Consider the following 26,068-nt stretch of genomic DNA (forward strand, 5'->3'; position numbering starts at 1 on the left):
GGTGCGTGGTCAGAGCGCGTCGGGGCCGCGTTCGCCGGTCCGCACCCGGACCACCGTCTCGACGGGCAGCGACCAGACCTTGCCGTCCCCGATCTTCCCCGTGTGCGCGGCCCGGACGACCGCCTCGATCACGTCCTCGGCCACCGCGTCCTCGACGACGACCTCGATGCGCACCTTGGGCACCAGGTCGACCCGGTACTCCGCACCCCGGTACACCTCGGTGTGGCCGCGCTGACGCCCGTACCCGCTCGCCTCGGTCACGGTCAGGCCGTGCACGCCCAGCTCCTGCAGGGCGGTCTTGACCTCGTCGAGGCGGTACGGCTTGACGATCGCGGTGATGAGCTTCATGCCTGGGTGCCGGCCTTCTGGATGGGGGTCTTCTGGGCGGAGTGGGAGACCGGGGCGCCGTGCCCCAGGACCCCGTGATCGTAGGCGCTCTCCGCGTGCACCGTAAGGTCCAGACCGGTGTACTCCTCCTCCTCGGACGCCCGGAAGCCCATCGTGCGGTGCAGCAGCGTGCCGATGCCGTACGTCACCGCGAAGGCGTACCCGGCCACGGCCACCACCGCGACCGCCTGCCGGCCGAGCTGGCCCGCTCCGCCCCCGTAGAAGAGGCCCTCGGCGCCGCCGGTCATCGCCTTCTCGGCGAACAGGCCGATCAGCAGGGTGCCGATGATCCCGCCGACCAGGTGGACGCCGACCACGTCAAGGGAGTCGTCGTAGTTCAGCCGGAACTTCCAGCCCACGGCGTAGGAGCAGACGACACCGGCGGCCAGGCCGACGACCAGCGCGCCCAGCAGCGAGACCGTGCCGCAGGACGGCGTGATGGCGACCAGACCCGCGACCGCGCCCGAGGCGGCGCCCAGCGTGGTGGGGTGGCCGTCGCGCCGCTGCTCGACGAAGAGCCAGCCCAGCAGGCCGGTGCAGCCGGCGGCGAGGGTGTTGAGGAAGGCGGCGGCCGCCAGGCCGTTCGCGCCGAGCGCGGAGCCCGCGTTGAAGCCGAACCAGCCGAACCAGAGCAGACCGGCGCCGAGCACCACCATCGGCAGATTGTGCGGGCGCATCGCGTCCTTCTTGAAGCCCAGCCGCGGCCCGAGGACCAGGCACAGCGCCAGCCCGGAGGCGCCGGAGGCGATCTCGACCGGCAGCCCGCCCGCGTAGTCCAGCGCCCCGAGCCGCGCCGCGATCCAGCCCCCCGGCCCCCACACCCAGTGGGCGACCGGAACGTATACCAGCAGTGCCCACAGCGGCACGAACACCAGCCACGCCCCGAACTTCGCCCGGTCGGCGATCGCGCCGCTGATCAGGGCGGCCGTGACGATCGCGAAGGTGAGCTGGAAGGTGGCGAACAGCAGCGTGGGGACGCTGCCGTGCAGGCTGCCCGGGCCGAGGTGCGCCATGCCGGCGTCGTGCAGTCCGCCGACCAGCCCGGCGAAGGAGTCGTCGCCGAAGGCGAGCGAGTAGCCCGCCACCAGCCACACCACGGTGACCAGGGCGATCGACACGAAGCTCATCATCAGCATGTTCAGGACGCTCTTCGCGCGGACCATGCCGCCGTAGAAGAGGGCCAGGCCCGGGGTCATCAGCAGGACCAGGGCGGTGGCGGCGAGCAGCCAGGCGGTGTCACCGGTGTCTGCGTGCGCGGCGGCGAGGGTCACGGTCGTCTCCAGCGATGCGGGGGCTCGTCAGAGGGTCACCGGCCCGCGTTTCCGGTCGCGTACGGGTGTGTTTCCGTGACGTTTCGTTGCGGGCGGGTTTCCGGAAGCTCACCGGAGAACACGGTGGGCGCCCGTGGTACGGCGGCGCCCGGTGGATCAGGGACAATGGTCGCCATGAGCGTTCGTACCCAGTCATCCGAGCGGTCGGGCGAGACCGTCCACCGCGCCGGCTTCGCCTGCTTCGTGGGCCGCCCCAACGCGGGCAAGTCCACCCTCACGAACGCTCTGGTCGGGCAGAAGGTGGCGATCACCGCGAACCAGCCGCAGACCACGCGGCACACCGTCCGCGGCATCGTGCACCGGCCCGACGCCCAGCTGATCCTGGTCGACACCCCCGGCCTGCACAAGCCGCGCACCCTGCTGGGCGAGCGGCTCAACGACGTCGTGCGCACCACCTGGGCCGAGGTCGACGTGATCGGCTTCTGCCTGCCCGCGAACGAGAAGCTCGGCCCCGGCGACCGCTTCATCGCCAAGGAGCTGGCGGGGATCAAGAAGTCCCCGAAGGTCGCGATCATCACCAAGACCGACCTGGTCGACTCCAAGACCCTGGCCGAGCAGCTGATCGCCGTCGACCAGCTCGGCAAGGAGCTGGGCATCGAGTGGGCGGAGATCGTCCCGGTGTCGGCGACGGCGAACCAGCAGGTCGACCTGCTCGCGGACCTGCTGGTCCCGATGCTGCCCGAGGGCCCGCCGCTCTACCCCGAGGGCGACCTGACCGACGAGCCCGAGCAGGTCATGATCGCGGAGCTGATCCGCGAGGCCGCGCTGGAGGGCGTCCGCGACGAGCTGCCGCACTCCATCGCCGTCGTCGTGGAGGAGATGCTGCCGCGCGAGGACCGCCCCGCCGACAAGCCCCTGCTCGACATCCACGCCTTCGTCTACATCGAGCGCCCCAGCCAGAAGGGCATCATCATCGGCCCCAAGGGCAAGCGCCTGAAGGAGGTCGGCATCAAGTCCCGCAAGCACATCGAGGCGCTGCTGGGCACGCCGGTCTTCCTCGACCTGCACGTCAAGGTGGCCAAGGACTGGCAGCGCGACCCCAAGCAGCTGCGCAAGCTCGGCTTCTGAGCACCGCCGCCCGGCCCGCTTCCGCGCCTCACCGCTGCGCCCGCAGCAGCTCCCGGAACCAGTGGTAGGACGCCTTCGGGGTGCGCGCGAGCGTGGCGTAGTCGACGTGGACCAGGCCGAAGCGACGCGTGTAGCCCTCCGCCCACTCGAAGTTGTCCAGCAGCGACCAGACGAAGTAGCCGCGTACGTCCACCCCGGCGGCGATCGCGGCATGCAGGGCGCGGACATGGGCGTCCAGGTAGGCGATGCGGTCCTGGTCGTCGAGGCCCGGGTAGGAGCAGCCGTTCTCGGTGATGACGACCGGCGGCAGGCGGTCGCCGTAGCGGGAGCGGAACGCGGTGAGCAGCTCGGTCAGCCCCTCCGGGACCACCGGCCAGCCGAAGTCGGTGACCGGGCGGTCCTCGAACTCCCGCAAGGAGAAGGGCAGTCCGGCGGGCACGGTGACGCCGCCGGCCCCGCTCTCGGTGTCCTGCGGGGCGCCCACCCGGGCCGGGGCGTAGTAGTTGACGCCGTACCAGTCGACGGGCTCCGCGATCACCTCCAGGTCCGCCGCCACGTCCCCCGGCATCAGCTCGCCGAGCCCTACCGGATAGGCGCCGAGCAGGACCGGCTCGGCGAACAGGCGGTTGAGCAGGGTGTCGTAGAAGTCCGCCGCCCCGGTGTCCGCCGCCGCGGCGGAGGCGGGCCGCACGGGGGCGTGGGAGTTGGCGATCCCGATGTCCGCGGCGCCGGACGCGCGCAGCGCCCGTACCGCCAGACCGTGGGCGAGGAGCTGGTGGTGGGCGGCCGGCAGGGCGTCGAACAGCAGCCGCCGGCCGGGCGCGTGGACGCCGAGGGCGTGGCCGAGCAGGGTGTGCTCGGCGGGCTCGTTGAGGGTGATCCAGCGGCCGACGCGGTCGCCGAGCCGGGCGGCCACCACCGACACGTACTCGGCGAAGCGGGACGCGGTGTCCCGCTCCAGCCAGTCCAGGCGCGCGGGCAGGTCCCAGTGGAAGAGGGTCGGCACGGGACGCACGCCCGCCGCGCACAGCTCGTCGACGAGGCGGTCGTAGAAGTCCAGCCCGCCCGGGGTGTTCACCCGCGGCCACGACACGGAGAAGCGGTACGCGTCCACGCCCAGCCCGGCCAGCAGCGCCACGTCCTCCCGGTAGCGGTGGTAGTGGTCGCAGGCCACGGCCGCCGTGGAGCCGTCCTTCACCCGGCCCGGCCGGGCCGTGAACTCGTCCCACACCGACGGCTCCCGCGCGTCGGCGGCCCCCTCGATCTGGTGCGCCGAGGTCGACACGCCCCACAGGAAGCCGGCCGGGAACCGGGGCGGCGGACCGCCCGCGTCAGTCACCATGGGCAGGATCATCCGTACCACCGGTAACCGAAGTCAACGCCCGTGCGCGGAAACGGGTTGCGGCGCCGTTGCGGGAACATCATCATCACCGGATGATCGAAGGCCAGCTGGTACGGCTGCGCGCGCTGCGCGCCGACGACGTGGACGCGCACCTGCGGTGGCGCAACGACCCGGAGGTGGCGCACTGGGCCACGGGCGGCAGCCCGGGCTTCGGCCCGGTGACCCGGGAGGCGCTGGAGCGCTTCCACGAGGGCCGGCTGCGCGAGGACCCGCGTGACGGCGCCACCTTCACCGTCGAGGAACGGGAGAGCGGCCGCGCCATCGGCATGGCCGACTACCGCGGTCTGGACCCGTTCGCCGGCCGGGCCACGGTCGGCATCACCATCGGCGAGCGGGACCGCTGGGGCGGCGGCTTCGGCTCCGAGGCGCTGCGGCTGCTGCTGGGCCACCTCTTCGGGGCGTGCCGGCTGCGACGGGTCGAGCTGGAGACCTGGAGCGGCAACGAGCGCGCCGTGCGGGCGTTCGGCCGCCTCGGCTTCGTCGAGGAGGGGCGCCGCCGGGCCGCCGTACGGGTCGGGGAGCGCTGGTACGACGAGGTCTGCTTCGGCATGCTCCGCACGGAGTGGGAGGCGGCCGGTGCCCGCACCGCGGACCAGGCACCCGCCATACCCTAGGCACCCTCCTTCAGCACCCGGGAGACCAGCTCCCGCTGGTCCCCGGTGAGCCGCGGATCGGCGGCGTGGACCGTCCGGCCGTCCACGGTGATCTCGTACGCGAAGCCGTCCGGCACCCCGGCCGGCGGTGCGTCGTGGCCGTCCGCCACGGCCCGCTCGGCCAGGGCCCGCCACTCGCCGGCGTCGGGCAGGCCCGAGGTGTCCACCTCGCCCCGGCGCTCGATACCCGCGAACCCGCCCGTGCGCCGTACCTGAATACGCATGGGTCACTGTCTAGTACGGAACTACAGCGTCCGCACCCCCACCTGCTCCCACGCCTTCCGCACGGCCTGGAGTTCGTCGCCGGCGCCGTACCGCTCGCGGGCGGCCCGGACGGTGAGCGTGGCGAAGTCGGCGAAGAGCGCGTCGGACTTCAGCGCGCCGCCGGTCAGCACGTCGTACCAGACCTGCCCGGCCCGCTCCCAGGCGAAGCCGCCGAGGGCCGAGGCGGCCAGGTAGAAGGCGTGGTTGGGGATGCCGGAGTTGATGTGGACGCCGCCGTTGTCACGGCCGGTGCGCACGAACCCGTCCATGGTCGCGGGCTGCGGGTCCCGGCCGAGCACGTCGTCGTCGTAGGCCGTGCCCGGGGCCTTCATCGAGCGCAGCGCGCTGCCGGTGACGCGCGGGGCTAGCAGTCCGGCGCCGATCAGCCAGTCGGCCTCGGCGGCGGTCTGGCCGAGCGAGTACTGCTTGATCAGCGAGCCGAAGACGTCGGACATCGACTCGTTGAGCGCGCCGGGCTGGCCGTAGTAGGTCAGGTTGGCCGTGTACTGGGTGACGCCGTGGGTGAGTTCGTGGCCGATGACGTCGACGGAGTTGGTGAAGTCGAGGAAGATCTCCCCGTCCCCGTCGCCGAACACCATCTGCTCGCCGTTCCAGAACGCGTTGTTGTAGCCCTCGTCGTAGTGGACGGTGGCGTCCAGCGGCAGTCCGTCGCCGTCGACGGAGTGGCGCCGGTAGGCGGTGAGGTACAGGTCGAAGGTGGCGCCGAGCCCGGACCAGGCGCGGTTGACGGTGGCGTCCCCGCCGGGTTCGTCGTCCTCGCCGCGGACCCGGGTGCCGGGCAGTCCGGTCAGGTGCCCGGCGTCGTAGACGGTGCGCAGCGGCCGGTCCGCCGGTGCTTTCACCGGCGCCGCCGCGGCCAGGCCGTACTCGGCCGTCATCCGGCGGCGGGTGCGCTCCTGGGCGTCGCGGGCGAGGGTGCGCCGGGCGGGCCCGGACAGGGCGGGGTCCTCGTGCCGGGCGAGCCGGTCGAGGACGTGCGGCGGCACGATGGTGCAGAAGACGGGCTCGAAGCCCCCGTGGTCGGTCATATCGCGACCCTTGCACTGCGTGACCTCACTGTCACTACTCGCAACCATGATTGGTGAAATACGCGGACATTCGGCATCGCACAGCGTCACCGAGTGGTATGGCGCACTTTTTGTCGTTTTGGTCGGTATTTCATACCCAAGGTTCCGCTGGTCCCGCATACTGGAACAGGCCCGCGCGCCCGGCGCGGCTCGGCTAGGCTGCGGAGCATCATGCGTTTCGGGCTGCTTCTTCTTAGCTGCCGCGGCGAGGGCCTGTAGACAAAGGCCGACCCCCTCCCCGCGGAGCTTTTGGCGTTGCGTCGGCCGTCCGTCCGGACATCCTGAGGAGCCCACGCGACCATGGCCAACCGCCAGCAGCCCACCTCCATGCCGATCCACAAGTACGGCCGCTACGAGCAGGTCGACATCCCGGACCGCACCTGGCCCGGCCGGCGGATCACCACCGCTCCGCGCTGGCTCTCCACCGACCTGCGCGACGGCAACCAGGCCCTGATCGACCCGATGTCGCCCGAGCGCAAGCGCCGGATGTTCGACCAGCTGGTCAAGATGGGCTACAAGGAGATCGAGGTCGGCTTCCCCGCCTCCGGCCAGACCGACTTCGACTTCGTCCGCTCGATCATCGAGGAAGAGGGCGCGATCCCCGAGGACGTGACGATCTCCGTCCTCACCCAGGCCCGCGAGGACCTGATCGAGCGGACCGTGGAGTCCCTCAAGGGCGCCCGCCGCGCCACCGTGCACCTGTACAACGCCACCGCCCCGGTCTTCCGCCGGGTCGTCTTCCGCGGCTCCCGCGACGACATCAAGCAGATCGCCGTCGACGGCACCCGCCTGGTGATGGAGTACGCCGAGAAGCTGCTGGGCCCGGAGACGGAGTTCGGCTACCAGTACTCGCCGGAGATCTTCACCGACACCGAGCTGGACTTCGCCCTGGAGGTCTGCGAGGCGGTGATGGACGTCTGGCAGCCCGGCCCGGGCCGCGAGATCATCCTCAACCTGCCCGCCACCGTGGAGCGTTCCACCCCGTCCACGCACGCGGACCGCTTCGAGTGGATGGGCCGCAACCTCTCCCGCCGCGAGCACGTCTGCCTGTCGATCCACCCGCACAACGACCGCGGTACGGCCGTCGCCGCCGCCGAGCTGGCGCTGATGGCCGGCGCCGACCGCGTCGAGGGCTGCCTGTTCGGACAGGGCGAGCGCACCGGCAACGTCGACCTGGTCACCCTGGGCATGAACCTGTTCTCGCAGGGCGTCGACCCGCAGATCGACTTCTCCGACATCGACGAGATCCGCCGTACGTGGGAGTACTGCAACCAGATGGAGGTCCACCCGCGCCACCCGTACGTGGGCGACCTGGTCTACACGTCCTTCTCCGGCTCCCACCAGGACGCCATCAAGAAGGGCTTCGACGCCATGGAGGCCGACGCGGCCGCCCGGGGCGTCACGGTGGACGACATCGAGTGGGCGGTGCCGTACCTGCCCATCGACCCCAAGGACGTCGGCCGCTCCTACGAGGCCGTCATCCGCGTCAACTCGCAGTCCGGCAAGGGCGGTATCTCCTACGTCCTGAAGAACGACCACAAGCTGGACCTGCCGCGCCGGATGCAGATCGAGTTCTCCCGGCTCATCCAGGCCAAGACGGACGCCGAGGGCGGCGAGATCACGCCGAAGGAGATCTGGGCCGTCTTCCAGGACGAGTACCTGCCGAACCCGCTGAACCCCTGGGGCCGCGTCCAGCTGAAGGCGGGCCAGTCGACCACCGACACCGACGGCGTGGACACCCTCACCGTCGAGGCGAGCGTCGACGGCGAGGACACCGTCCTGACCGGTTCCGGCAACGGTCCGATCTCGGCCTTCTTCGACGCCCTGGAGTCCATCGGCATCGACGTACGCCTGCTGGACTACCAGGAGCACACGATGAGCGAGGGTGCCTCCGCCCAGGCCGCCTCCTACATCGAGTGCGCCATCGACGGCAAGGTGCTGTGGGGCATCGGCATCGACGCGAACACCACGCGAGCCTCGCTCAAGGCCGTGGTCTCCGCCGTGAACCGCGCGGCCCGCTGACCCGCGCCGGCCGCCTCCCGCGGTGCCCCGGCCGCCTTCCGGACGGCCGGGGCACCGTCGTATACCGGCCATCCGCACGTGCAGGTCACGGAAAGGTCTCGTACGGGGTACTGACTCCGGCCTCCCGATGTGGCTAACATCACGCCAGCGCGGCGATGTTGCCGCCGGGTTACGGAGGTGCGACGTGCTGCCAGTACGGGGACGAGACGGCCGTGCCGCCAGGGCTGCCCGGATCCTGGGCACCCGCACCGCGTGGACGCCCGTGGGAGACGGCGAGTTCTTCTGCCCGGGCTGCGGGGGCGACCGCAACTACCAGCGCCTCACCGGCCGCCGCCGCTTCACCCTCCTCGGGGTGCCGGTGTTGCCGCGCGGGGTGACCGGACCGGTCGTGGAGTGCGCGGCCTGCCGCCGGCACTTCGGCACCGACGTCCTCGACCACCCCACCACCTCCCGCTTCTCCGCCATGCTCCGGGACGCCGTGCACACCGTCGCGCTGGCCGTGCTGGCCGCGGGCGGCACCTGCGCCCGCCCGTCGCTGGAGACGGCCGCCGCCGCCGTCCGCGCCGCCGGCTTCGAGGACTGCACCGAGGACAGGCTCGGCGCCCTCGTCGAGGCGCTGGCCGCCGACACCGGCCGGGTCTTCGGCCGCTCGTGCGACGCCGGCCTGGCCATAGAGCTGCACGAGGCGCTCGACCCGCTGGCCGCGCACCTGGCCCCGGCGGGCCGCGAGTCGATCCTGACCCAGGGCGCCCTCATCGCGCTGGCCGACGGCCCCTACACGCCCGCCGAACGGGACGTCCTGAGCACCGTGGGCGCCGCCCTCACCATCTGCTCCGACGACGTCACCCGCCTGCTGGCGGCAGCCCGCACCCCGTCCTGACCGGCCCCCTCCCGGCACCCACGGCCCGGCCCACGCCGCCCCGGCACTCCCCGCGCCCACCCGGCGCGGAGACCCTCAGGAGCGGGGGTGCCGGGCCGCGGCGCGTCCGAGGGCCGGGGGACTGCCCGAATACGTGTTTCCGCGCGGCGAGTTGCGGGGCGGACGGGGATGCGCGGACGGGCGCCGGACAATACCGACGGGCCGCCGGGGCACGGCGACGGGTCCGCGGTGCGCCGCGCGTGCGCGGGACGGACTCCCGCCGAGTGTAGGGGCGGGGCGGCGTCCCGGAGACGGAAAGCGTGAGATCCGGGAAGGAAGGGGAGCACGGTGGAGGCACACCGGTCGGCGTCGTGTGCCGAGGAGCGGAGGACACCGTGAAGGACCTGCGGGGCGGCTTACCCGAACCGCCCGTCGGCGCGCCCGTCGTGGACACCAGCACCGGGCAGGTGGGCGTCGTCATGGGGCACGAGGGACCGTACGTCCAGCTCAGACCGTACGGCGGCGGCAAGGAGTGGGACTGCCGGCCGGACGCCGTCCGCCCGGCCACCCCCGCCGAACGGCTCGGCGCGGCGCACGGGCGCGGCGGCCCGGACGGCGGCGCGGACGGCGGCCCCGGACCCGGCGCGCACCCCGGTCCGCGCACCCGGGGCGAGATCCCCTGACGGGTGCGCCCGCGCCCCGGCCGCCGTAGGCGAGAATGGGGCCATGAGTCTGTTCCGCGACGACGGCATCGTGCTGCGCACCCAGAAGCTGGGTGAGGCGGACCGGATCATCACGCTGCTCACGCGCGGTCACGGCCGGGTACGGGCAGTGGCCCGGGGTGTGCGGCGCACCAAGTCGAAGTTCGGCGCCCGCCTCGAACCCTTCTCCCACGTCGACGTGCAGTTCTTCGCGCGCGGCAGCGAGCTGGTCGGCCGCGGGCTGCCGCTGTGCACCCAGAGCGAGACGATCGCTCCCTACGGGGGCGGCATCGTCACCGACTACGCCCGCTACACCGCCGGCACCGCCATGCTGGAGACCGCCGAGCGGTTCACCGACCACGAGGGCGAGCCCGCGGTCCAGCAGTACCTGCTGCTGGTCGGCGCCCTGCGCACGCTGGCCCGCGGCGAGCACGCGCCGCACCTCGTCCTGGACGCCTTCCTGCTGCGCTCCCTCGCCGTGAACGGCTACGCGCCCAGCTTCGGCGACTGCGCCAGGTGCGGGATGCCCGGGCCCAACCGGTTCTTCTCGGTCGCCTCCGGCGGCTCGGTCTGCGCCGACTGCCGGGTGCCCGGCAGCGTCGTCCCCTCCCCGCAGACCCTGGTGCTGCTCGGGGCGCTGCTTACGGGAGACTGGGAGACCGCGGACGCGTGCGAGCCGCGGCACGTCCGGGAGGGCAGCGGGCTGGTGTCCGCCTATCTGCACTGGCATCTGGAGCGCGGACTGCGCTCCCTTCGGTACGTCGAGAAGTAGGACTAGGGAGACGAGAAGCACATGGCCGTACGCGGGATCCTGGGGCGCCAGCGCCGTGAGTACCGGACGCCGGAACCGCACCCGTCCGGTGCCCGCGCGCCGAAGCTCCCCGGCGAGTTGGTACCCAACCACGTGGCGATCGTCATGGACGGCAACGGCCGCTGGGCCAAGGAGCGCGGGCTGCCCCGCACCGAGGGCCACAAGGTCGGCGCCGAGCGCGTCCTGGACGTGCTCCAGGGCTCCATCGAGGTCGGCGTGCGCAACATCTCCCTGTACGCCTTCTCCACCGAGAACTGGAAGCGCTCGCCCGACGAGGTCCGCTTCCTGATGAACTTCAACCGCGACTTCATCCGCAAGACCCGCGACCAGCTCGACGCCCTCGGCATCCGGGTGCGCTGGGTGGGCCGCATGCCGAAACTGTGGAAGTCGGTCGCCCGGGAGCTCCAGGTCGCCCAGGAGCAGACCCAGGACAACGACCTGCTCACCCTGTACTTCTGCATGAACTACGGCGGGCGGGCCGAACTGGCCGACGCGGCCAAGGCGCTGGCAGAGGACGTCAGGGCCGGGCGCCTGGACCCGTCCAAGGTCTCCGAGAAGACCATCCAGAAGTACCTGTACTACCCGGACATGCCGGACGTGGACCTGTTCCTGCGCCCCAGCGGTGAGCAGCGCACCTCCAACTACCTGCTCTGGCAGAGCGCGTACGCCGAGATGGTCTTCCAGGACGTCCTGTGGCCCGACTTCGACCGGCGCGACCTGTGGCGGGCCTGCCTGGAGTTCGCCTCCCGCGACCGGCGCTTCGGCGGCGCCGTCCCCAACGAGGACCTGCTCGCCATGGAAGCCGCGATGAAGGGCGACTCCGACTCCTAGTACAGATGCCGGCCACCGCCGGTTCACGCGGGTCGCCGAGGATACGGGACTCATGAGACGTCTCACCCCCGCTGTCGTCGCCCTCGGCGCCCTGCTGCTCACCGCGCTGCCCGCGCACGCGGCGCAGGACCCCGCGCACCGCGAGAGCCACGGCAGGACGTCTCCCCGCTGGGCGCGAACATCCGGACGTCTTCGCCAAGGGCGGGCGCTACCTCGTCCGGATGCTCTACAACGAGCGGGAGACCCCCTTCAGGGCCGGCTGCCGGCCGGTCACCCGGGGGAGCGCCTTCTACGACCTGGACGAACTGGAACGCTGCTTCGGCCGCGGCTAGCGGAGGCCGCGGCGCGGGTCCGGGGGCGGCGGCTCAGCCCGCCGCGCAGTCCGCGCAGGTGCCGAAGATCTCCACGGTGTGGGCCACGTTGACGTAGCCGTGCTCGGCCGCGACGGCCTCGGCCCACTTCTCCACCGCGGGGCCCTCCACCTCGACCGCCCTGCCGCAGCTGCGGCAGACGAGATGGTGGTGGTGCTCCCCGCTGGAGCAGCGGCGGTAGACGGACTCGCCGTCGTTGGTGCGCAGGACATCCACCTCGCCGGCCTCGGCGAGGGACTGAAGGGTGCGGTAGACGGTGGTGAGCCCGACGGAGTCGCCCTTGTGCCGGAGCATGTCGTGCAGCTCCTGGGCGCTGCGGAACTCGTCGACCTCGTCGAGGGCCGCCGCCACGGCTGCCCGCTGGCGGGTCGAGCGGCCCTTCACGGGCGGTCCAGCGGTGGTCACCGGTTGCCTCCTCAGGTCTGCGTCTGCCGGGCCATTGTGCCAGTCCGCGGGGTGCCCGGTCAGACGCCGGCCTCGTCAGCGGCCGCCCGGGCGGCCGGAACCGGCGCCTGCGCGGGGCCTGTTTCCGGCCGCCCGGCGGCGGCCGCGCGGGCGCGGCGGCGGGCCAGCGGGGCGGCCAGCGCGGTCAGCACCATGAAGGCGGCGATGGCCAGCAGAACGATCGTCGCGCCGGGCGGCACATAGGCGTAGAACGAGGTGATCGTGCCACCGGTCGTCACCGTCACGCCGATGGCGACGGCGACTGCGAACGTGGCGGCGAAGCTCCGGCTGAGCTGCTGGGCCGCCGCCACCGGCACCACCATCAGCGCGGACACCAGCAGCAGCCCGACCACCCGCATGGCGACGGTCACGGTGACCGCCGCGGTGACGGCCGTCAGCAGGTTCAGCGCGCGCACCGGCAGGCCCGTGACCCGCGCGAACTCCTCGTCCTGGCTGACCGCGAACAACTGCCGGCGCAGGCCCAGCGTGACCAGCAGCACGAAGGCGGCCAGCACGCAGATGGTGGTGACGTCGGACTGCGAGACGGTGGACAGCGAACCGAAGAGGTACGACATCAGGTTGGCGTTGGAGCCGCCGGGCGCCAGGTTGATCAGCATCACGCCGCCGGCCATGCCGCCGTAGAACAGCATCGCGAGGGCGATGTCGCCGCGTGTCCGGCCGTACCAGCGGATCAGTTCCATCAGCACCGAGCCGAGGACGGCGACGGCCGTGGCCATCCACACCGGGGAGGCGGACAGCAGGAAGCCGAGGCCGACACCGGTCATGGCGACGTGGCCGATGCCGTCGCCCATGAGGGCCTGGCGGCGCTGGACGAGGTAGATGCCGACGGCGGGGGCGGTGACGCCGACCAGGACGGCGGCGAGCAGGGCCCGCTGCATGAAGGCGTAGTTCAGGAAGTCCATCAGCTCAGCAGTCCCGTGCGGTCCGGTTCGCCGCCCGCGGGTGCGTGCGGGTCGAGGCAGTGGTGCGAGGCGGCGCCGCCGGGCGCGGCGTCGGCCGCGGCCGCGCCCGGCGGCGGGCCGTCGTGCAGGACGCGGCCGTCGCGGAGCACCACCGCGCGGTCGATCAGCGGCTCCAGCGGGCCCAGTTCGTGCAGCACGAGCAGGACGGTCGTGCCGCGGGCGACCTGCTCGGCGAGGGTGTGCGCGAGCACCTCCTGGCTGGCCAGGTCGACGCCCGCCATGGGCTCGTCCATGATCAGCAGCTCCGGTTCGGCGACCAGGGCGCGGGCGATCAGCACCCGCTGGTGCTGGCCGCCGGAGAGGGCGTTCACCGAGTCCTGGGCCCGGTCGGCCAGGCCGACCAGCTCCAGGGCGCGGCGCACGGCGTCCCGGTCGGCCCCGCGGAACAGGCCGAAGCGGGTGCGGGCCAGGCGGCCGGAGGAGACGATCTCGGCCACGGTCGCCGGAACCCCGCCCGCGGCCGTGGTGCGCTGCGGTACGTACCCCACGCGCGCCCAGTCCCGGAAGGCGCGGCGCGGGGTGCCGAACAGCTCCACCGTGCCGGCGGTGACCGGGACCTGGCCGACGACCGCGCGGATCGCCGTCGACTTGCCGGAGCCGTTCGCGCCGAGCAGGGCGACCACCTCGCCGCGGCGCACGGCGAGGTCGACGCCGCGCAGCACGGGGCGGGAGCCCAGCTCGGCGGTGACGCCCCGCAGGGCGATGACGGGTTCGTGCACGGCGGCCTCCCGCACGGTGGTCACTCGGCCCCCAGGGCGGTCTTCAGTGCCTTGAGGTTGGCGTCCATGACGGAGAAGTAGTCGGTGCCCCGGGACCGGCTGGTGATGCCCTCCAGCGGGTCGAGGACGTCGGTGGTGAGGTGCGCGTCGGCGGCCAGGGTCTTCGCGGTCCGGTCGCTGACGAGCGTCTCGTAGAACACGGTGGTGACGCCGTCGGCGCGGGCCGTCGTCTCCAGGTCCCGCACCCGGGCCGCGCTGGGCTCCGACTCGGGGTCGAGGCCGTTGATGGCCTCCTGGGTCAGGCCGTAGCGCTCGGCGAGGTAGCCGAAGGCGGCGTGCGTGGTGAGGATGACCCGGGAGCCGCCGGTGTGCGCCAGGCCCTCGCGGTAGCGGGTGTCGAGGGCGCCGAGCCGCCGGACCAGCGTCGCGGTGTTCGCGCGGTAGTCGGCCGCGTGGGCGGGGTCGGCCTTCGCGAAGGCCGCGCCGACGCCCTTGGCGACCTCGGCGTACTTCACCGGGTCCAGCCAGATGTGCGGGTCCTTGCCGGACGCCCCGCGCCCTCGGGAGCCGCGCGCGTCGGCGTGCCCGCCGGTCTCGGTGCCGTGCTGCTCCAGCGTGGTCAGGGAGGCGGCGTCGACGGCGGTGCCGATCCCGGACTGGGCCACGGCGTCGTCGACGGAGGGCTGGAGGCCCTTGAGGTAGAGCACCGCGTCGGAGCGCTGGAGCCCGGCCATCTGCCGCGGGCTGATCTCCAGGTCGTGCGGCTCCTGGCCGGGCGAGGTGAGCGTGGTGACGTGGACGTGCCGCCCGCCGATCCGCTCGGCGAGGAACTGCATCGGGTAGAACGACGCGACGACGTCGAACCTGTCGGTGCCGCCCGCCACCGCGGTCCCGGTGGAGCAGCCGGTCAGGGCCGTGAGGGCGAGGGCGGTGACCGCGGCCGCGGCGGCCCCCGGTATGAGGCGTCGTCGTACGTTCATGAGAGTCATTTTCAACTAACATGGAAACCGTTGTCAACAAGCCGGGTGAGCGGTCCCAGGGGCATCCCGAATTGGATGAGGAGGAGCCCCCGCCGGTAACCTGAGGCATTCGCTCTGAAGCACCTCGCTTCGTCGCCCGTCGTCGTAATGAAGAGAGCACCGTGGCCGCCGACAAGATCGACACCATCGTCAGCCTGAGCAAGCGCCGTGGCTTCGTATTCCCCTGCAGTGAGATCTACGGCGGACAGCGCGCCGCCTGGGACTACGGGCCGCTGGGTGTCGAGCTCAAGGAGAACCTCAAGCGCCAGTGGTGGCGCTACATGGTGACGTCGCGCGAGGACGTGGTCGGTATCGACTCGTCCGTCATCCTGGCCCCCGAGGTCTGGGTCGCCTCCGGCCACGTCGCCACCTTCACGGACCCGCTGACGGAGTGCACCTCCTGTCACAAGCGCTTCCGTGCCGACCACCTGGAAGAGGCCTACGAGGCCAAGCACAACCGCCTGCCGGAGAACGGCCTGGCGGACGTCAACTGCCCCAACTGCGGCAACAAGGGCCAGTTCACCGAGCCCAAGCAGTTCTCGGGCCTGCTCTCCACCCACCTGGGCCCGACCCAGGACTCCGGCTCGGTCGCGTACCTGCGCCCGGAGACCGCCCAGGGCATCTTCACCAACTTCGCCCAGGTGCAGGTCGCCTCGCGCCGCAAGCCGCCCTTCGGCATCGCGCAGATGGGCAAGTCCTTCCGCAACGAGATCACGCCCGGCAACTTCATCTTCCGCACCCGCGAGTTCGAGCAGATGGAGATGGAGTTCTTCGTCAAGCCGGGCGAGGACGAGACGTGGCAGGAGTACTGGATGGAGCAGCGCTGGAACTGGTACACCGGCCTGGGCCTGCGCGAGGAGAACATGCGGTGGTACGACCACCCCAAGGAGAAGCTCTCCCACTACTCCAAGCGCACCGCCGACATCGAGTACCGCTTCCAGTTCGGCGGCAACGAGTGGGGTGAGCTGGAGGGCGTCGCCAACCGCACCGACTACGACCTCTCCGCCCACGCCAAGGCCTCCGGCCAGGACCTCTCCTACTTCGACCAGGAGGCCGGCGAGCGCTGGACGCCGTACGTCATCGAGCCCGCGGCCGGTGTCGGCCGCGCGATGCTGGCCTTCCTGCTCGACGCCTACGTCGAGGACGAGGCGCCCAACGCCAAGGGCAAGATGGAGAAGCGCACGGTGCTGCGCCTGGACCACCGGCTGGCCCCGGTGAAGGTGGCCGTGCTGCCGCTGTCGCGCAACGCCGAGCTGTCGCCGAAGGCCAAGGGTCTCGCCCAGGCGCTGCGGCAGAACTGGAACATCGAGTTCGACGACGCCGGCGCCATCGGCCGCCGCTACCGTCGTCAGGACGAGATCGGCACCCCGTTCTGCGTCACCGTCGACTTCGACACCCTCGAGGACAACGCGGTGACCGTCCGCGAGCGCGACACGATGAAGCAGGAGCGCGTCTCCCTGGACCAGATCGAGGGCTACCTCGCCAGCCGCCTGGTCGGCTGCTAGTCCCTCACCCTCTCCCTCACCGGCCGGCCCCCGGCCCGGGTCCCCGAGCGGACCCGGGCCGGGGGCCGCGGTGCGTCACGGCCCCGCGGGATCGGCGAGCCCCGCGGGATCGTCGAGCCCCGCGGGGCCGGCGACTTCCCGGGACCGGCGACTTCGCGTGATCAACGGCCCTGGAGCGCGCGGACGTTGTCGCCGAAGGTCCAGTTCTTCGAACCGTCCCAGTTGACCGACCAGGTCATCAGGCCCTTGAGGGCGCCGCCGTAGTGCTTCCAGGCCTGCGAGACCAGGGACGGTGACAGATAGCCGCCGCCCGCGCCCGGCTGGGCCGGCAGCCCGGGCACCTGCTTGTCGTAGGGCACCCGGACGGTCGTGCCCTGCACCACCAGGCCCTTGTCGAGGCAGTCGGTCTGGGCGGTGAAGCCCTGCACGGTGCCGGCCGCGTAGGAGTCGCCGGAGCAGCCGTACATGCTGCCGTTGTAGTACTGCATGTTCAGCCACCACAGCCGGCCGTTGTCCGCGTACTTCTTCACGATCGGCAGGTACGCGCCCCAGATGGAGCCGTAGGTGACGCTGCCGCCGGTGACGTACGCGGTCTCCGGCGCCATCGTCAGGCCGAAGCCGGACGGCATCTGCGCGAGGACGCCGTCGATGATGCGGATCAGGTTGGTCTGGGACGGCGAGAGGCGGGTGATGGTCCCGCTGCCCACCAGGCCGGTCTCGATGTCGATGTCGATGCCGTCGAAGTTGTACTTCTTCAGGATCGGCACGATCGTCGCCACGAACCGGTCGGCGACCGCGCTGGAGGACAGGTCGATGCCGGCCGCCGCGCCGCCGATGGACAGCAGGATGGTCTGACCGGACGCCTTGGCCGCGCACATCTCGGCGGGCGTCGCCACCTTCACCCCGGTGTCCATCCCGTCCTCCCACAGCGCCGTGCCGTCGGAGCGGATGACCGGGAAGGCGGCGTCGAGCACGTTGTAGCCGTGGGCGGCGATGCGGGAGTCGGTGACCGGGGTCCAGCCGAAGGGCGGGTGGACGCCATTGGCGGAGCCGTCCCAGTTCTCCCAGTAGCCCTGGAGCACCTTGCCGGCCGGGCGGGACTTCACCGCGCAGGTGTCGGCGGCCGAGGCGGTGGGGGCGGTGGCGAGGGCGAGCGGGGCGAGGACCGCCGCGCTCAGGGCGGCGGTGAGCAGGCGCAGGGTGCGGCGGAGCATGCGGAGCCTCCCGGTGGGGGTGCGGTGAGGTGTCTGCGGGCGCGGGGGTTCGCGCTCCCGCATGTGTCGTATGCATGACACTCCTCTGGTCCAGACCTCTCGTCAATAGGTCTGGACCAAGCTCCGCGGCCGCCAGGGCCGGACCGTGTCCACCCACCGAGTGAGGATGACGAATGACAGCTAACAGATATTGAAATCTGTCAGCTGTCATGCCACAGTGGGGTCATGACGATGCGAACCCGATCCCTCGGTACCACCGGCCCCCAGGTCTCCGCCCTCGGCCTCGGCTGCATGGGCATGTCGGGGATGTACGGCGAGACGGACCGCGCCGAGTCCGTGGCCACCCTGCACGCCGCCCTCGACGCGGGCGTCACCCTGCTCGACACCGGCGACTTCTACGGCATGGGGCACAACGAGCTGCTCATCGGCGAGGCACTGCGCACCGCCCCCGCGGCCGCCCGCGACAACGCCCTGATCAGCGTCAAGTTCGGCGCCCTGCGCGACCCGGACGGCGGCTGGTCCGGCTTCGACGGCCGCCCCGCCGCCGTCAGGAACTTCGCCGCCTACTCGCTCCAGCGCCTGGGCGTCGACCACATCGACGTCTACCGCCCCGCCCGCCTCGACCCGGACGTGCCGATCGAGGAGACCGTCGGCGCCATCGCCGAACTGGTCGAGAAGGGCTGGGTGCGGCACATCGGGCTCAGCGAGGTCGGCGCCGACACCATCCGCCGGGCCGCCGCCACCGCCCCGATCGCCGACCTCCAGATCGAGTACGCGCTCATCTCCCGGGGTCCCGAGCGCGAGATCCTGCCCACCCTGCGCGAGCTGGGCATCGCCGTCACCGCCTACGGCGTGCTCTCGCGCGGCCTGATCTCCGGTCACCTCGGCCAGGACCCGCAGTTCGCCGGGAACGACTTCCGGGCCTTCTCGCCCCGCTTCCAGGGCGAGAACCTGCGGCACAACCTCGGCCTGGTCGAGTCCCTGCGGAAGATCGCCGAGCAGAAGGGCGTCACCGTCGCGCAGATCGCGATCGCCTGGGTGCTCTCGCGCGGCGAGGACATCGTGCCGCTGATCGGCGCCCGCACCCGCGAGAGGCTGAGCGAGGCGCTGGGCGCCCTGGACGTCACCCTGGACGAGGCCGACCTGGCCGCCGTCGAGAGCGCCGTCCCCGCCGACGCGGCGGCGGGCGAGCGGTACGCACCGGCGCAGATGGCCATGCTCGACAGCGAACGCTGAATCCCCGGCCGGGTACGGTCTACGGCATGGCACCGACCGAGACCCTGACCGCCGAGCGCATCCTCGAAGCCACCGAGGAGGTGCTGCGCCGGCACGGCCCGGCCAAGGCCACCGTGGTCGACGTGGCCCGCGCGCTCGGGGTCAGCCACGGCAGTGTCTACCGGCACTTCCGCACGAAGTCGGCGCTGCGGGAGGCGGTGACCAAGCGCTGGCTGGACCGTACCTCCCAGCTGCTGTTCGTGATCGTGGCCGAGCGCGGCCGGGACCCCGAGACCCGGCTGCGCGACTGGCTGCGGGCCCTGTTCGACGCCAAGCGCCGCAAGGCGGGCGAGGACCCGGAGCTGTTCGCCACCTACATGGCGCTGGTCGAGGATGCCGGGACCGCGGTCGCCGAGCACGTCGCCGACCTGACCGGCCAGCTGGCCCGGATCCTGCGGGAGGGCATCGACGCCGGTGCCTTCGCCCCGGCCGACCCCGACACCGCGGCCCGCGCCGTCTTCCACGCCACCGGCCGCTTCCACGACCCGGGCTACGCGCGGGAGTGGTCCGAGCCCGGTGTGTACGCCGACTTCACGTCCGTGACCGACCTCCTGCTGCGCGGCCTGCGCCGCTGAACGGCCGGTCCCGCCCGCCCGCCGCTCACGCCGCCGCGCGCCAGAAGTCCCGCATCAGGGCCGTGGGCGCCGGGCCGGGCATCGCCACCTGGCTCAGCAGGACCGTGACCGCGCCGGTGGAGGGGACCAGATGCGCGGCGGTGCCGGTGCCGCCGACCCAGCCGTAGCGCCCCGGGACGTTCCAGGGGGCGTCCCGGGTGATGTCGACCTGGCCGCCGTACCCCCAGCCCTGGCCCTCCAGGAAGAGGGCGCCGGTCTCCCGCTGGCGGGCGGTGAGGTGGTTCGTGGTCATCCGGCTCACCGAGGCGGTGCCGAGCAGACGGCGGCCGTTCGCCTCGCCGCCGGCGAGCAGCATGCGGGCGAAGGCCAGGCAGTCGTCGGCCGTGGAGACCAGACCGCCGCCACCGGAGGCGAAGGGGGGCAGCCGGCTCCAGTCGCCGTCGGGACCGTCCACGAGTTCCAGGGTGTGGTCGGCGGCGAGACGGTAGTAGCTGGTGAACCGGTCCCGCTTCGCCGCCGGGACCTCGAACCCGGTGTCCGCCATGCCCAGCGGCTCGAAGATCCGCTCCGCCAGGAACTCCGGCAGCGTACGGCCCGTGGCCCGGGCGACGAGGATGCCCTGGAGGTCGGAGGAGGTGCCGTACAGCCAGGCCTCGCCCGGCTGGTACAGCAGCGGGACCCCGGCCAGCGCGCTCAGCCAGGCGTCCGGTGCGGGCCACTGCTGGAGCTGCCGGCCGTCCTTCTGCACCGTGAACAGCGCCCGCACCGCCGGGAGCGAGAAGTCGGACGGGAAGCCCCAGCCGGTGCGGGAGCCGAGCAGGTCCTCGACGGTGATCGGGCGCACGGCCGGTACCACGTCCTCGACCGGGGCGGAGGGGGTGCGCACCACCACCGGGGCGGCGAGTTCGGGCAGCCACCGCTCGACCGGGTCGTCCAGCCCGAGGCGGCCCTCCTCCACCAGCATCAGCACCGCCGCCGCCGTGACGGGCTTGGTGACGGAGGCGATGCGGAAGATCGACTCCCGGGTCATCGGGGCGGAACCGGCGCTGTCCGCGCCGCCGACGGCCGCCACCTCCACCTCCGCGCCCCGGGCCACCAGGCCGACGGCCCCGGGGACCGCCCCGCCCTCGACGTGACGGCGCAGGGTGTCGTGCAGTGCGCTCATGGCGGGATCCTTCCGGTGCTGACGTCCGCGGCCGTACGGACACGCCGTACGGACAGAGTGACTGCCGCCCGGGCCGCGACTCATCGGCCCCGGCGGAAGCCCGGCGCACCGCGTGGCGGCCGGCACCCGGTCCCGCCCGCCCGCCGCTCAGCGGACGGTGCGCGGCAGGCGCAGGGCGAGCAGGCCGGTCAGGACCACGGCGCCCAGTTGCACCAGCAGGGCCGTGAGGAGGGCGTCCCGCATGCCCAGGTGCGGGACCAGGGTGAGGAACAGGGTGCCGAGCGTGGCCACGCCCACGGCGAGCGCGGACTGCTGGGTGGTGACCATCACACCGCTGCCGACGCCGGCCCGCGCGGGCGGCACCTCGGACATCACGATCCGCAGGACGACGGGCAGTTGCAGCGCCTGCCCGGCACCGGCCACCGCCGCCCCCGGCAGCAGCGCGACGAACCCCAGGTCCGGCCAGCCGCGCCACACGGCCAGCGCGATCAGCGCCACGCCCACGCCCTGCACCACCGAGCCCACCGCGACCACCCGGGAGCCGTACCGGGCGACCAGGCGCGGTCCGGCGAGGGAGACGAACAGGAACGCCACCGCCATCGGCGCCAGCGCCAGCCCCGCCGGGACCGGGCCGAGCCCCGCCCCGCGCTGCAACGCCACCGCGATGACGAACATGAAGCCGCTGAAGCCCATGGAGAACGGCACCATCAGCGCCAGCCCGCGGCGCAGCGACGGCAGCGCCAGCAGGCTGGGCGGCACCAACGGGGTGCGGCCGGCCCGGTCGGCCCGCCGCTCGACGGCGTAGAACACGGCCGCGGCGACCGGGAAGGCGGCCAGGGACACCCACGTCCACAGCGGCCAGCCCGCCGCCCGGCCCTCGGTGAGCGGGGCGAGCAGCGTGAGCAGGGAGACGGCGAGCAGGACCGTGCCGGCCCCGTCGACCGGCTCGGGCCGCTGGGAGCGGGTCTCCGGCATGAAGCGGGCGGCCAGGACCATGCCCAGGGCCACGACGGGCACGTTGACCAGGAAGATCGCCCGCCAGCCGGTGCCGGCGAGGTCGGCGGCGACCAGCACCCCGCCGAGGATCTGGCCCGCCACCATGGACAGGCCCGCGGTGGCGCCGTACAGGCTCATGGCCTTCGCGCGCCGGGTGCCGGTGGTGGCGGCCTGGATGGTGGCGAGGACCTGCGGCAGCATCGCGGCGGCCGCGGCGCCCTGCGCGACCCGGGCCGCGACCAGGCCGGCGGCCCCCGGCGCGAGCCCGCAGGCCAGCGAGGTCAGGCCGAAGGCGGCCATGCCGCCCAGGAACAGCCGGCGCCGGCCGAACAGGTCGCCGAGCCGCCCGCCGAGGACGAGCAGCACGGCGTAGGCGACGCCGTAGCCGGCGACGACCAGCTCCAGCACGGACTCGCCCGCGTGCAGATCGGTGCCGATGGTGGGCAGGGCGACGTTGACGATGAAGAAGTCGACCAGCGGGAGCGCGGCGGCCAGCAGGACGGTGAACAGTCCGGGACCGTTGAGGGCGGGCGGGACGGACGCCGGGGAGCGGACGGCCGGTGTGGTGGCGGTGTCGGTCATGCCCCGAGCCTGCGCCGCCGCCCAGAGGGGTACCAGAGTCTTCTTATCCTGGTAGCGGCAGTACCTGGCAACAGGCTGCGCGGGACGGCAGGGTGGAGGCATGACCACCATGGCCCAGGAGACGACCGCCCCCGCGCCCGCCCCCGCGCCCGCCCGCGGCACGGACGTGCGGCGTCACGAACTCGCCGCGTTCCTGCGCAGCCGGCGCGAGCGGATCACCCCGGAGCAGGTAGGGCTGCCCCGCGGCCCGCGGCGCCGTACGCCGGGCCTGCGCCGGGAGGAGGTCGCCCACCTCTCCGCGGTCGGCGTCACCTGGTACACCTGGCTCGAGCAGGCCCGGGACATCCAGGTCTCCGTCGGGGTGCTGGACGCCCTCGCCCGCACCCTGCTGCTGGACGCCAGCGAGCGCGCCCACCTCTTCCAGCTGGCCGGCGCCACCGACCCGACCCCGGCCGCGACGTGCCCGGACGTGACGCCCGCCCTGCGCGAGCTGCTGCGGCAGCTGGAGCCGCTGCCGGCCTCCATCCAGAACAGCCGGTACGACATCCGCGCCTACAACCGCACCTACGGCCGGCTGCTGGGCGACCTGGACGCCGTGCCGCCCGAGGACCGCAACTGCGTGCTGCTGGCCCACACCCATCCCGACTGGCGCGCGGGAATCGTCCACCTCGACGACACCATGCGCCTGATGGCCGCCAAGCTGCGCGCCTCCATGGCCGGTCACCTCGCCGAGCCCGCCTGGAAGCTGCTGGTCAAGCGGCTGAGCGCGGAGTCGGCGGAGTTCCGCGAGAACTGGGAGCGCTACGAGGTGGTCGGCGTGCGCAGCAAGACCAAGCAGTTCCTCAACCCCTACGTCGGCCTGCTCACCCTGCACCACACCGACCTGTGGCTGAACCCGGAGCTGGGGGCGCGGATGGTGACGTACGCGCCGGTCGACGAGGAGTCGCGGGAGCGGCTGGAGAAGCTGCACGCCATCGCCCTGGCGGGGTGACTCCCGCGCCGAGTACCGGGTCCGGGCCGCCGCTCAGGCGCCGACGCCCGCGGCCTCCTTGACCTCGGCCGACTCCAGCCGCTCGGCGGTGCGTTCGGCGGTGCGCCGCGCCCACCGCCCGTTGGTGAGGGCGCCGAGCACCAGCACCGCCAGGCCGCACGCGGTGAGGATCCACCAGCCCGGCCGCGACGCCGACACGAACTGCGTGCGGTACGCCGAGGCGGCGCCGATGCCGGAGGCCAGTACGGCGCCCACCACCGCCACGCCCAGCGTCTGCCCCAGCTGCCTGCTGGTGGAGGCCACCGCGGCCGCCACCCCGGCCTGGGCCCGCGGCATCCCGGAGACGGCGGTGTTGGTGATCGGCGCGTTCACGAAGCCGAAGCCGATGCCGAACAGCACGTACCCCGCGAACAGCGTGCCGTTGGACGTCTCCGCCTCGAACGCCGCGAACAGCACGCCGCTCGTGGTCATCGCGGCGCCCGCGATCAGCAGCGGCAGCCGCGGCCCCCGGGTGCCGACGAGCCGGCCGGACAGCGGGGCGCACAGGAAGGTCGGCACCGCCATCGGCAGCATCCACAGGCCCGCGTGCAGGGCGTCCAGGCCGCGCACGTTCTGCAGGTACAGCGTCGACAGGAACAGGAAGCCGCCCAGCGAGGCGAACGCGCTGATCGCGATCACGGTGGCGCCGCTGAACGGCGCGGAGCGGAAGAAGCGCAGGTCGATGAGGGGTTCGGTGCGCCGGGGCTCGTACCACAGCAGGCCGAGCAGGGCGGCGACGGCGACCGCGGCGAACGGGGCGACCGCGGCGGCGCTCGCGTCCGGAGCCTCGATGATGGCGTAGGTCAGCGAGCCGAACAGGGCGATCACCAGCAGCTGGCCGACCGGGTCGGGGCGGCGGGCCCGGGGCGCGCGGGACTCGGGGACGTAACGCAGGGTCAGCACCAGGGCGGCCAGGCCCACCGGCAGGTTGACCCAGAAGATCGAGCGCCAGCCGACCGACTCCACCAGCAGACCGCCCACCAGCGGGCCGGCCGCCATGGATATGCCGACCACCGCGCCCCACACGCCGATCGCCCGGGCGCGCTCGCGGGAGTCGGTGAAGGTGTTCGTGATGATCGACATGGCGACCGGGTTGAGCATCGAGCCGCCGACGGCCTGCACCATCCGGAAGACGATCAGCAGCGTCAGGTCGGGCGCGAGCGAGCACAGCAGCGAACCGGCGCTGAACAGGACCAGGCCGGTCATGAAGACCTTGCGGCGGCCGATCCGGTCGGCCGTGGACCCGGAGAGCATCAGCAGCGAGGCCAGCACCAGGGTGTAGGCGTCGATGGTCCACTGCATCCCGGCGGTACTGGCGTGCAGCTCGTGCTGCATCGAGGGCAGGGCGACGTTCAGGACGGTGACGTCGATGCTCACGATCAGCAGGCTCATGCAGCAGATGGCGAGCACGAGCAGCCGTCGGCGATGGCTCAACTCGGGCATGGTTTCCATGGTACCGGATTCAATAGTGCGTCTAACTAATGACTGCTGCACGATCATGCGGCCGGTGAGCCCGGTGTCTGTGATCAGGAGATCCCGCGGTCCCGGCCCGGGGGCCCGGGTACCCCGCGGCGTGCGCGACAATGGAGCAATGCCCACGCCCGTGTCTTCGTTGCGGATCGGTCCGCACACCGTCCGGCCCCCCGTCGTGCTCGCTCCCATGGCGGGGATCACCAACGCCCCCTTCCGCACGCTGTGCCGGGAGTTCAGCGGCGGCAAGGGCCTGTTCGTGAGCGAGATGATCACGACCCGGGCGCTGGTCGAACGCAACGACAAGACCATGCAGCTGATCCGCTTCGACGCGAGCGAGAAGCCGCGCTCGATCCAGCTGTACGGCGTCGACCCGGCCACCGTCGGCAAGGCCGTCCGCATGATCGCGGAGGAGGACCTGGCCGACCACATCGACCTGAACTTCGGCTGCCCAGTGCCCAAGGTGACGCGCAAGGGCGGCGGCTCCGCCCTGCCCTACAAGCGCAACCTGCTGCGCGCCATCCTGCGCGAGGCCGTCAGCGGCGCCGGTGACCTGCCGGTGACGATGAAGATGCGCAAGGGCATCGACGACGACCACATCACCTACCTCGACGCCGGCCGGATCGCCGTCGAGGAGGGCGTCACGGCCATCGCCCTGCACGGCCGCACCGCCGCCCAGCACTACGGCGGCACCGCCGACTGGGACGCCATCGCCCGCCTGAAGGAGCACGTCCCGGAGATCCCGGTCCTCGGCAACGGCGACATCTGGTCGGCCGGGGACGCGCTGCGGATGGTGCGGGAGACCGGCTGCGACGGAGTGGTCGTCGGCCGCGGCTGCCTGGGCCGGCCGTGGTTGTTCGCGGACCTGGTGGCGGCCTTCGAGGGCCGCCCCGAGGACGTCGCCCGGCCCGCCCTGCGCGAGGTGGCCGACGTCATGGTCCGCCACGCCACGCTGCTCGGCGAGTGGCTCGGTGACGAGTCCCGGGGCGTGATCGACTTCCGCAAGCACGTCGCCTGGTACCTCAAGGGCTTCGCGGTCGGCTCCGAGATGCGCAAGCGGCTCGCCGTCACCTCCTCGCTGGAGGAGCTGCGCTCGGGCCTGGACGAGCTGGACCTCGGCCAGCCCTGGCCGGCCGGCGCCGACGGGCCCCGCGGCCGCACCTCCGGCAACAACCGGGTGGTGCTGCCGGACGGCTGGCTGAAGGACCCGTACGACTGCGCCGGCGTCGGCGAGGACGCGGAACTCGACACCTCCGGTGGCTGACCGCCCGGCCCGGTCCGTGCGGGCGGGGCCGGGGCGGCC

The 26,068-nt window shown here is 72.7% G+C and carries 25 protein-coding genes; 12 read left to right on the forward strand and 13 right to left on the reverse strand.

What is annotated here, in order from left to right:
- Window positions 1-9: 9 nt before the first annotated feature.
- Window positions 10-348 carry a P-II family nitrogen regulator gene (locus ACZ6CZ_RS01840; protein ID WP_469013221.1) on the reverse strand — a complete coding sequence of 113 codons (339 nt, stop codon included), beginning with the start codon at window positions 346-348 and terminating at the stop codon, window positions 10-12.
- Window positions 345-1,658, reverse strand: coding sequence for an ammonium transporter (locus ACZ6CZ_RS01845; RefSeq protein ID WP_469013224.1), 1,314 nt, complete (start codon window positions 1,656-1,658; stop codon window positions 345-347). Before ACZ6CZ_RS01845 ends, ACZ6CZ_RS01840 begins: the two co-directional genes overlap by 4 nt.
- Window positions 1,659-1,832: 174 nt before the next feature.
- On the opposite strand from ACZ6CZ_RS01845, the gene era reads away from it, so the two are divergent.
- The gene (era, locus tag ACZ6CZ_RS01850; protein ID WP_469013228.1) at window positions 1,833-2,786 is read left to right on the forward strand and encodes a GTPase Era; all 954 of its coding nucleotides are present in this window, start codon (window positions 1,833-1,835) and stop codon (window positions 2,784-2,786) included.
- A gap of 28 nt (window positions 2,787-2,814) precedes the next feature.
- On the opposite strand, the gene ACZ6CZ_RS01855 is transcribed toward era, so the two are convergent.
- Window positions 2,815-4,128, reverse strand: a complete 1,314-nt coding sequence (locus ACZ6CZ_RS01855; RefSeq protein ID WP_469013231.1) for a GH1 family beta-glucosidase — start codon at window positions 4,126-4,128, stop codon at window positions 2,815-2,817.
- A 92-nt stretch (window positions 4,129-4,220) separates the two neighbouring features.
- Between ACZ6CZ_RS01855 and ACZ6CZ_RS01860 the strand changes: the two genes are divergently transcribed.
- Window positions 4,221-4,802 (forward strand): GNAT family N-acetyltransferase, encoded by a 582-nt coding sequence (locus ACZ6CZ_RS01860; RefSeq protein ID WP_469013234.1) that lies wholly within the window; start codon window positions 4,221-4,223, stop codon window positions 4,800-4,802.
- Here ACZ6CZ_RS01860 and ACZ6CZ_RS01865 read toward each other — a convergent pair.
- On the reverse strand, window positions 4,799-5,065 hold the full coding sequence (locus tag ACZ6CZ_RS01865; protein ID WP_469013237.1) for a protealysin inhibitor emfourin: 267 nt from the start codon (window positions 5,063-5,065) through the stop codon (window positions 4,799-4,801). The genes ACZ6CZ_RS01860 and ACZ6CZ_RS01865 overlap by 4 nt on opposite strands.
- A gap of 21 nt (window positions 5,066-5,086) precedes the next feature.
- A complete protein-coding gene (locus tag ACZ6CZ_RS01870; RefSeq protein WP_469013240.1) occupies window positions 5,087-6,154 on the reverse strand; it encodes a M4 family metallopeptidase in 1,068 nt (355 codons plus the stop codon).
- Window positions 6,155-6,493: 339 nt separating this feature from the next.
- Here ACZ6CZ_RS01870 and leuA point away from each other — a divergent pair, with 339 nt between their 5' ends.
- From leuA to ACZ6CZ_RS01895, 5 genes are all read left to right on the forward strand, one after another.
- Window positions 6,494-8,215, forward strand: coding sequence for a 2-isopropylmalate synthase (leuA, locus tag ACZ6CZ_RS01875; RefSeq protein WP_469013243.1), 1,722 nt, complete (start codon window positions 6,494-6,496; stop codon window positions 8,213-8,215).
- Window positions 8,216-8,399: 184 nt separating this feature from the next.
- Window positions 8,400-9,095: a TerB family tellurite resistance protein gene (locus ACZ6CZ_RS01880; RefSeq protein ID WP_469013247.1), complete on the forward strand. Its 696-nt coding sequence runs from the start codon at window positions 8,400-8,402 to the stop codon at window positions 9,093-9,095.
- A 383-nt stretch (window positions 9,096-9,478) separates the two neighbouring features.
- Window positions 9,479-9,757, forward strand: coding sequence for a hypothetical protein (locus ACZ6CZ_RS01885; RefSeq protein ID WP_469014362.1), 279 nt, complete (start codon window positions 9,479-9,481; stop codon window positions 9,755-9,757).
- 43 nt (window positions 9,758-9,800) lie between these two features.
- A complete protein-coding gene (gene recO, locus ACZ6CZ_RS01890) occupies window positions 9,801-10,547 on the forward strand; it encodes a DNA repair protein RecO (RefSeq protein WP_362192638.1) in 747 nt (248 codons plus the stop codon).
- Window positions 10,548-10,568: 21 nt separating this feature from the next.
- Window positions 10,569-11,417: an isoprenyl transferase gene (locus ACZ6CZ_RS01895; RefSeq protein ID WP_469013250.1), complete on the forward strand. Its 849-nt coding sequence runs from the start codon at window positions 10,569-10,571 to the stop codon at window positions 11,415-11,417.
- Window positions 11,418-11,782: 365 nt separating this feature from the next.
- Here ACZ6CZ_RS01895 and ACZ6CZ_RS01900 read toward each other — a convergent pair whose 3' ends face one another.
- Genes ACZ6CZ_RS01900 through ACZ6CZ_RS01915 form a run of 4 tightly spaced genes read right to left on the reverse strand, consistent with a single transcriptional unit; the run spans window position 11,783 to window position 14,914 of the window.
- Window positions 11,783-12,193 carry a Fur family transcriptional regulator gene (locus ACZ6CZ_RS01900; protein ID WP_469013252.1) on the reverse strand — a complete coding sequence of 137 codons (411 nt, stop codon included), beginning with the start codon at window positions 12,191-12,193 and terminating at the stop codon, window positions 11,783-11,785.
- 59 nt (window positions 12,194-12,252) lie between these two features.
- Complete coding sequence (locus ACZ6CZ_RS01905; protein ID WP_469013254.1) at window positions 12,253-13,155, reverse strand: metal ABC transporter permease; 903 nt, start codon at window positions 13,153-13,155, stop codon at window positions 12,253-12,255.
- Entirely contained in the window at window positions 13,155-13,934 is a 780-nt protein-coding gene (locus ACZ6CZ_RS01910) for a metal ABC transporter ATP-binding protein (RefSeq protein ID WP_469013256.1), read from the reverse strand. The genes ACZ6CZ_RS01905 and ACZ6CZ_RS01910 overlap by 1 nt, the downstream gene beginning before the upstream one ends.
- A 20-nt stretch (window positions 13,935-13,954) precedes the next feature.
- Complete coding sequence (locus ACZ6CZ_RS01915) at window positions 13,955-14,914, reverse strand: metal ABC transporter substrate-binding protein (protein WP_469013259.1); 960 nt, start codon at window positions 14,912-14,914, stop codon at window positions 13,955-13,957.
- Between the two features lie 161 nt (window positions 14,915-15,075).
- On the opposite strand from ACZ6CZ_RS01915, the gene ACZ6CZ_RS01920 reads away from it, so the two are divergent.
- Entirely contained in the window at window positions 15,076-16,458 is a 1,383-nt protein-coding gene (locus tag ACZ6CZ_RS01920; RefSeq protein WP_469013261.1) for a glycine--tRNA ligase, read from the forward strand.
- Window positions 16,459-16,619: 161 nt separating this feature from the next.
- On the opposite strand, the gene ACZ6CZ_RS01925 is transcribed toward ACZ6CZ_RS01920, so the two are convergent.
- The gene (locus ACZ6CZ_RS01925; protein ID WP_469013264.1) at window positions 16,620-17,672 is read right to left on the reverse strand and encodes a chitinase; all 1,053 of its coding nucleotides are present in this window, start codon (window positions 17,670-17,672) and stop codon (window positions 16,620-16,622) included.
- Window positions 17,673-17,897: 225 nt separating this feature from the next.
- Between ACZ6CZ_RS01925 and ACZ6CZ_RS01930 the strand changes: the two genes are divergently transcribed.
- Both ACZ6CZ_RS01930 and ACZ6CZ_RS01935 read left to right on the forward strand, forming a co-directional pair.
- Window positions 17,898-18,908, forward strand: coding sequence for an aldo/keto reductase (locus tag ACZ6CZ_RS01930; protein WP_469013266.1), 1,011 nt, complete (start codon window positions 17,898-17,900; stop codon window positions 18,906-18,908).
- Between the two features lie 26 nt (window positions 18,909-18,934).
- The gene (locus ACZ6CZ_RS01935) at window positions 18,935-19,522 is read left to right on the forward strand and encodes a TetR/AcrR family transcriptional regulator (protein ID WP_469013270.1); all 588 of its coding nucleotides are present in this window, start codon (window positions 18,935-18,937) and stop codon (window positions 19,520-19,522) included.
- A gap of 25 nt (window positions 19,523-19,547) precedes the next feature.
- On the opposite strand, the gene ACZ6CZ_RS01940 is transcribed toward ACZ6CZ_RS01935, so the two are convergent.
- Both ACZ6CZ_RS01940 and ACZ6CZ_RS01945 read right to left on the reverse strand, forming a co-directional pair.
- On the reverse strand, window positions 19,548-20,687 hold the full coding sequence (locus tag ACZ6CZ_RS01940) for a serine hydrolase domain-containing protein (protein WP_469013272.1): 1,140 nt from the start codon (window positions 20,685-20,687) through the stop codon (window positions 19,548-19,550).
- A gap of 147 nt (window positions 20,688-20,834) precedes the next feature.
- On the reverse strand, window positions 20,835-22,265 hold the full coding sequence (locus ACZ6CZ_RS01945) for an MFS transporter (RefSeq protein WP_469013275.1): 1,431 nt from the start codon (window positions 22,263-22,265) through the stop codon (window positions 20,835-20,837).
- A gap of 100 nt (window positions 22,266-22,365) precedes the next feature.
- On the opposite strand from ACZ6CZ_RS01945, the gene ACZ6CZ_RS01950 reads away from it, so the two are divergent.
- Complete coding sequence (locus ACZ6CZ_RS01950) at window positions 22,366-23,256, forward strand: helix-turn-helix transcriptional regulator (protein WP_469013277.1); 891 nt, start codon at window positions 22,366-22,368, stop codon at window positions 23,254-23,256.
- Window positions 23,257-23,289: 33 nt separating this feature from the next.
- On the opposite strand, the gene ACZ6CZ_RS01955 is transcribed toward ACZ6CZ_RS01950, so the two are convergent.
- Window positions 23,290-24,738, reverse strand: coding sequence for an MFS transporter (locus tag ACZ6CZ_RS01955; RefSeq protein ID WP_469013282.1), 1,449 nt, complete (start codon window positions 24,736-24,738; stop codon window positions 23,290-23,292).
- 148 nt (window positions 24,739-24,886) lie between these two features.
- Here ACZ6CZ_RS01955 and dusB point away from each other — a divergent pair, with 148 nt between their 5' ends.
- Window positions 24,887-26,029 carry a tRNA dihydrouridine synthase DusB gene (gene dusB / locus ACZ6CZ_RS01960; RefSeq protein WP_469013284.1) on the forward strand — a complete coding sequence of 381 codons (1,143 nt, stop codon included), beginning with the start codon at window positions 24,887-24,889 and terminating at the stop codon, window positions 26,027-26,029.
- Window positions 26,030-26,068 lie beyond the last annotated feature (39 nt).

It is taken from the genome of Streptomyces sp. NPDC041135 (assembly GCF_055592085.1).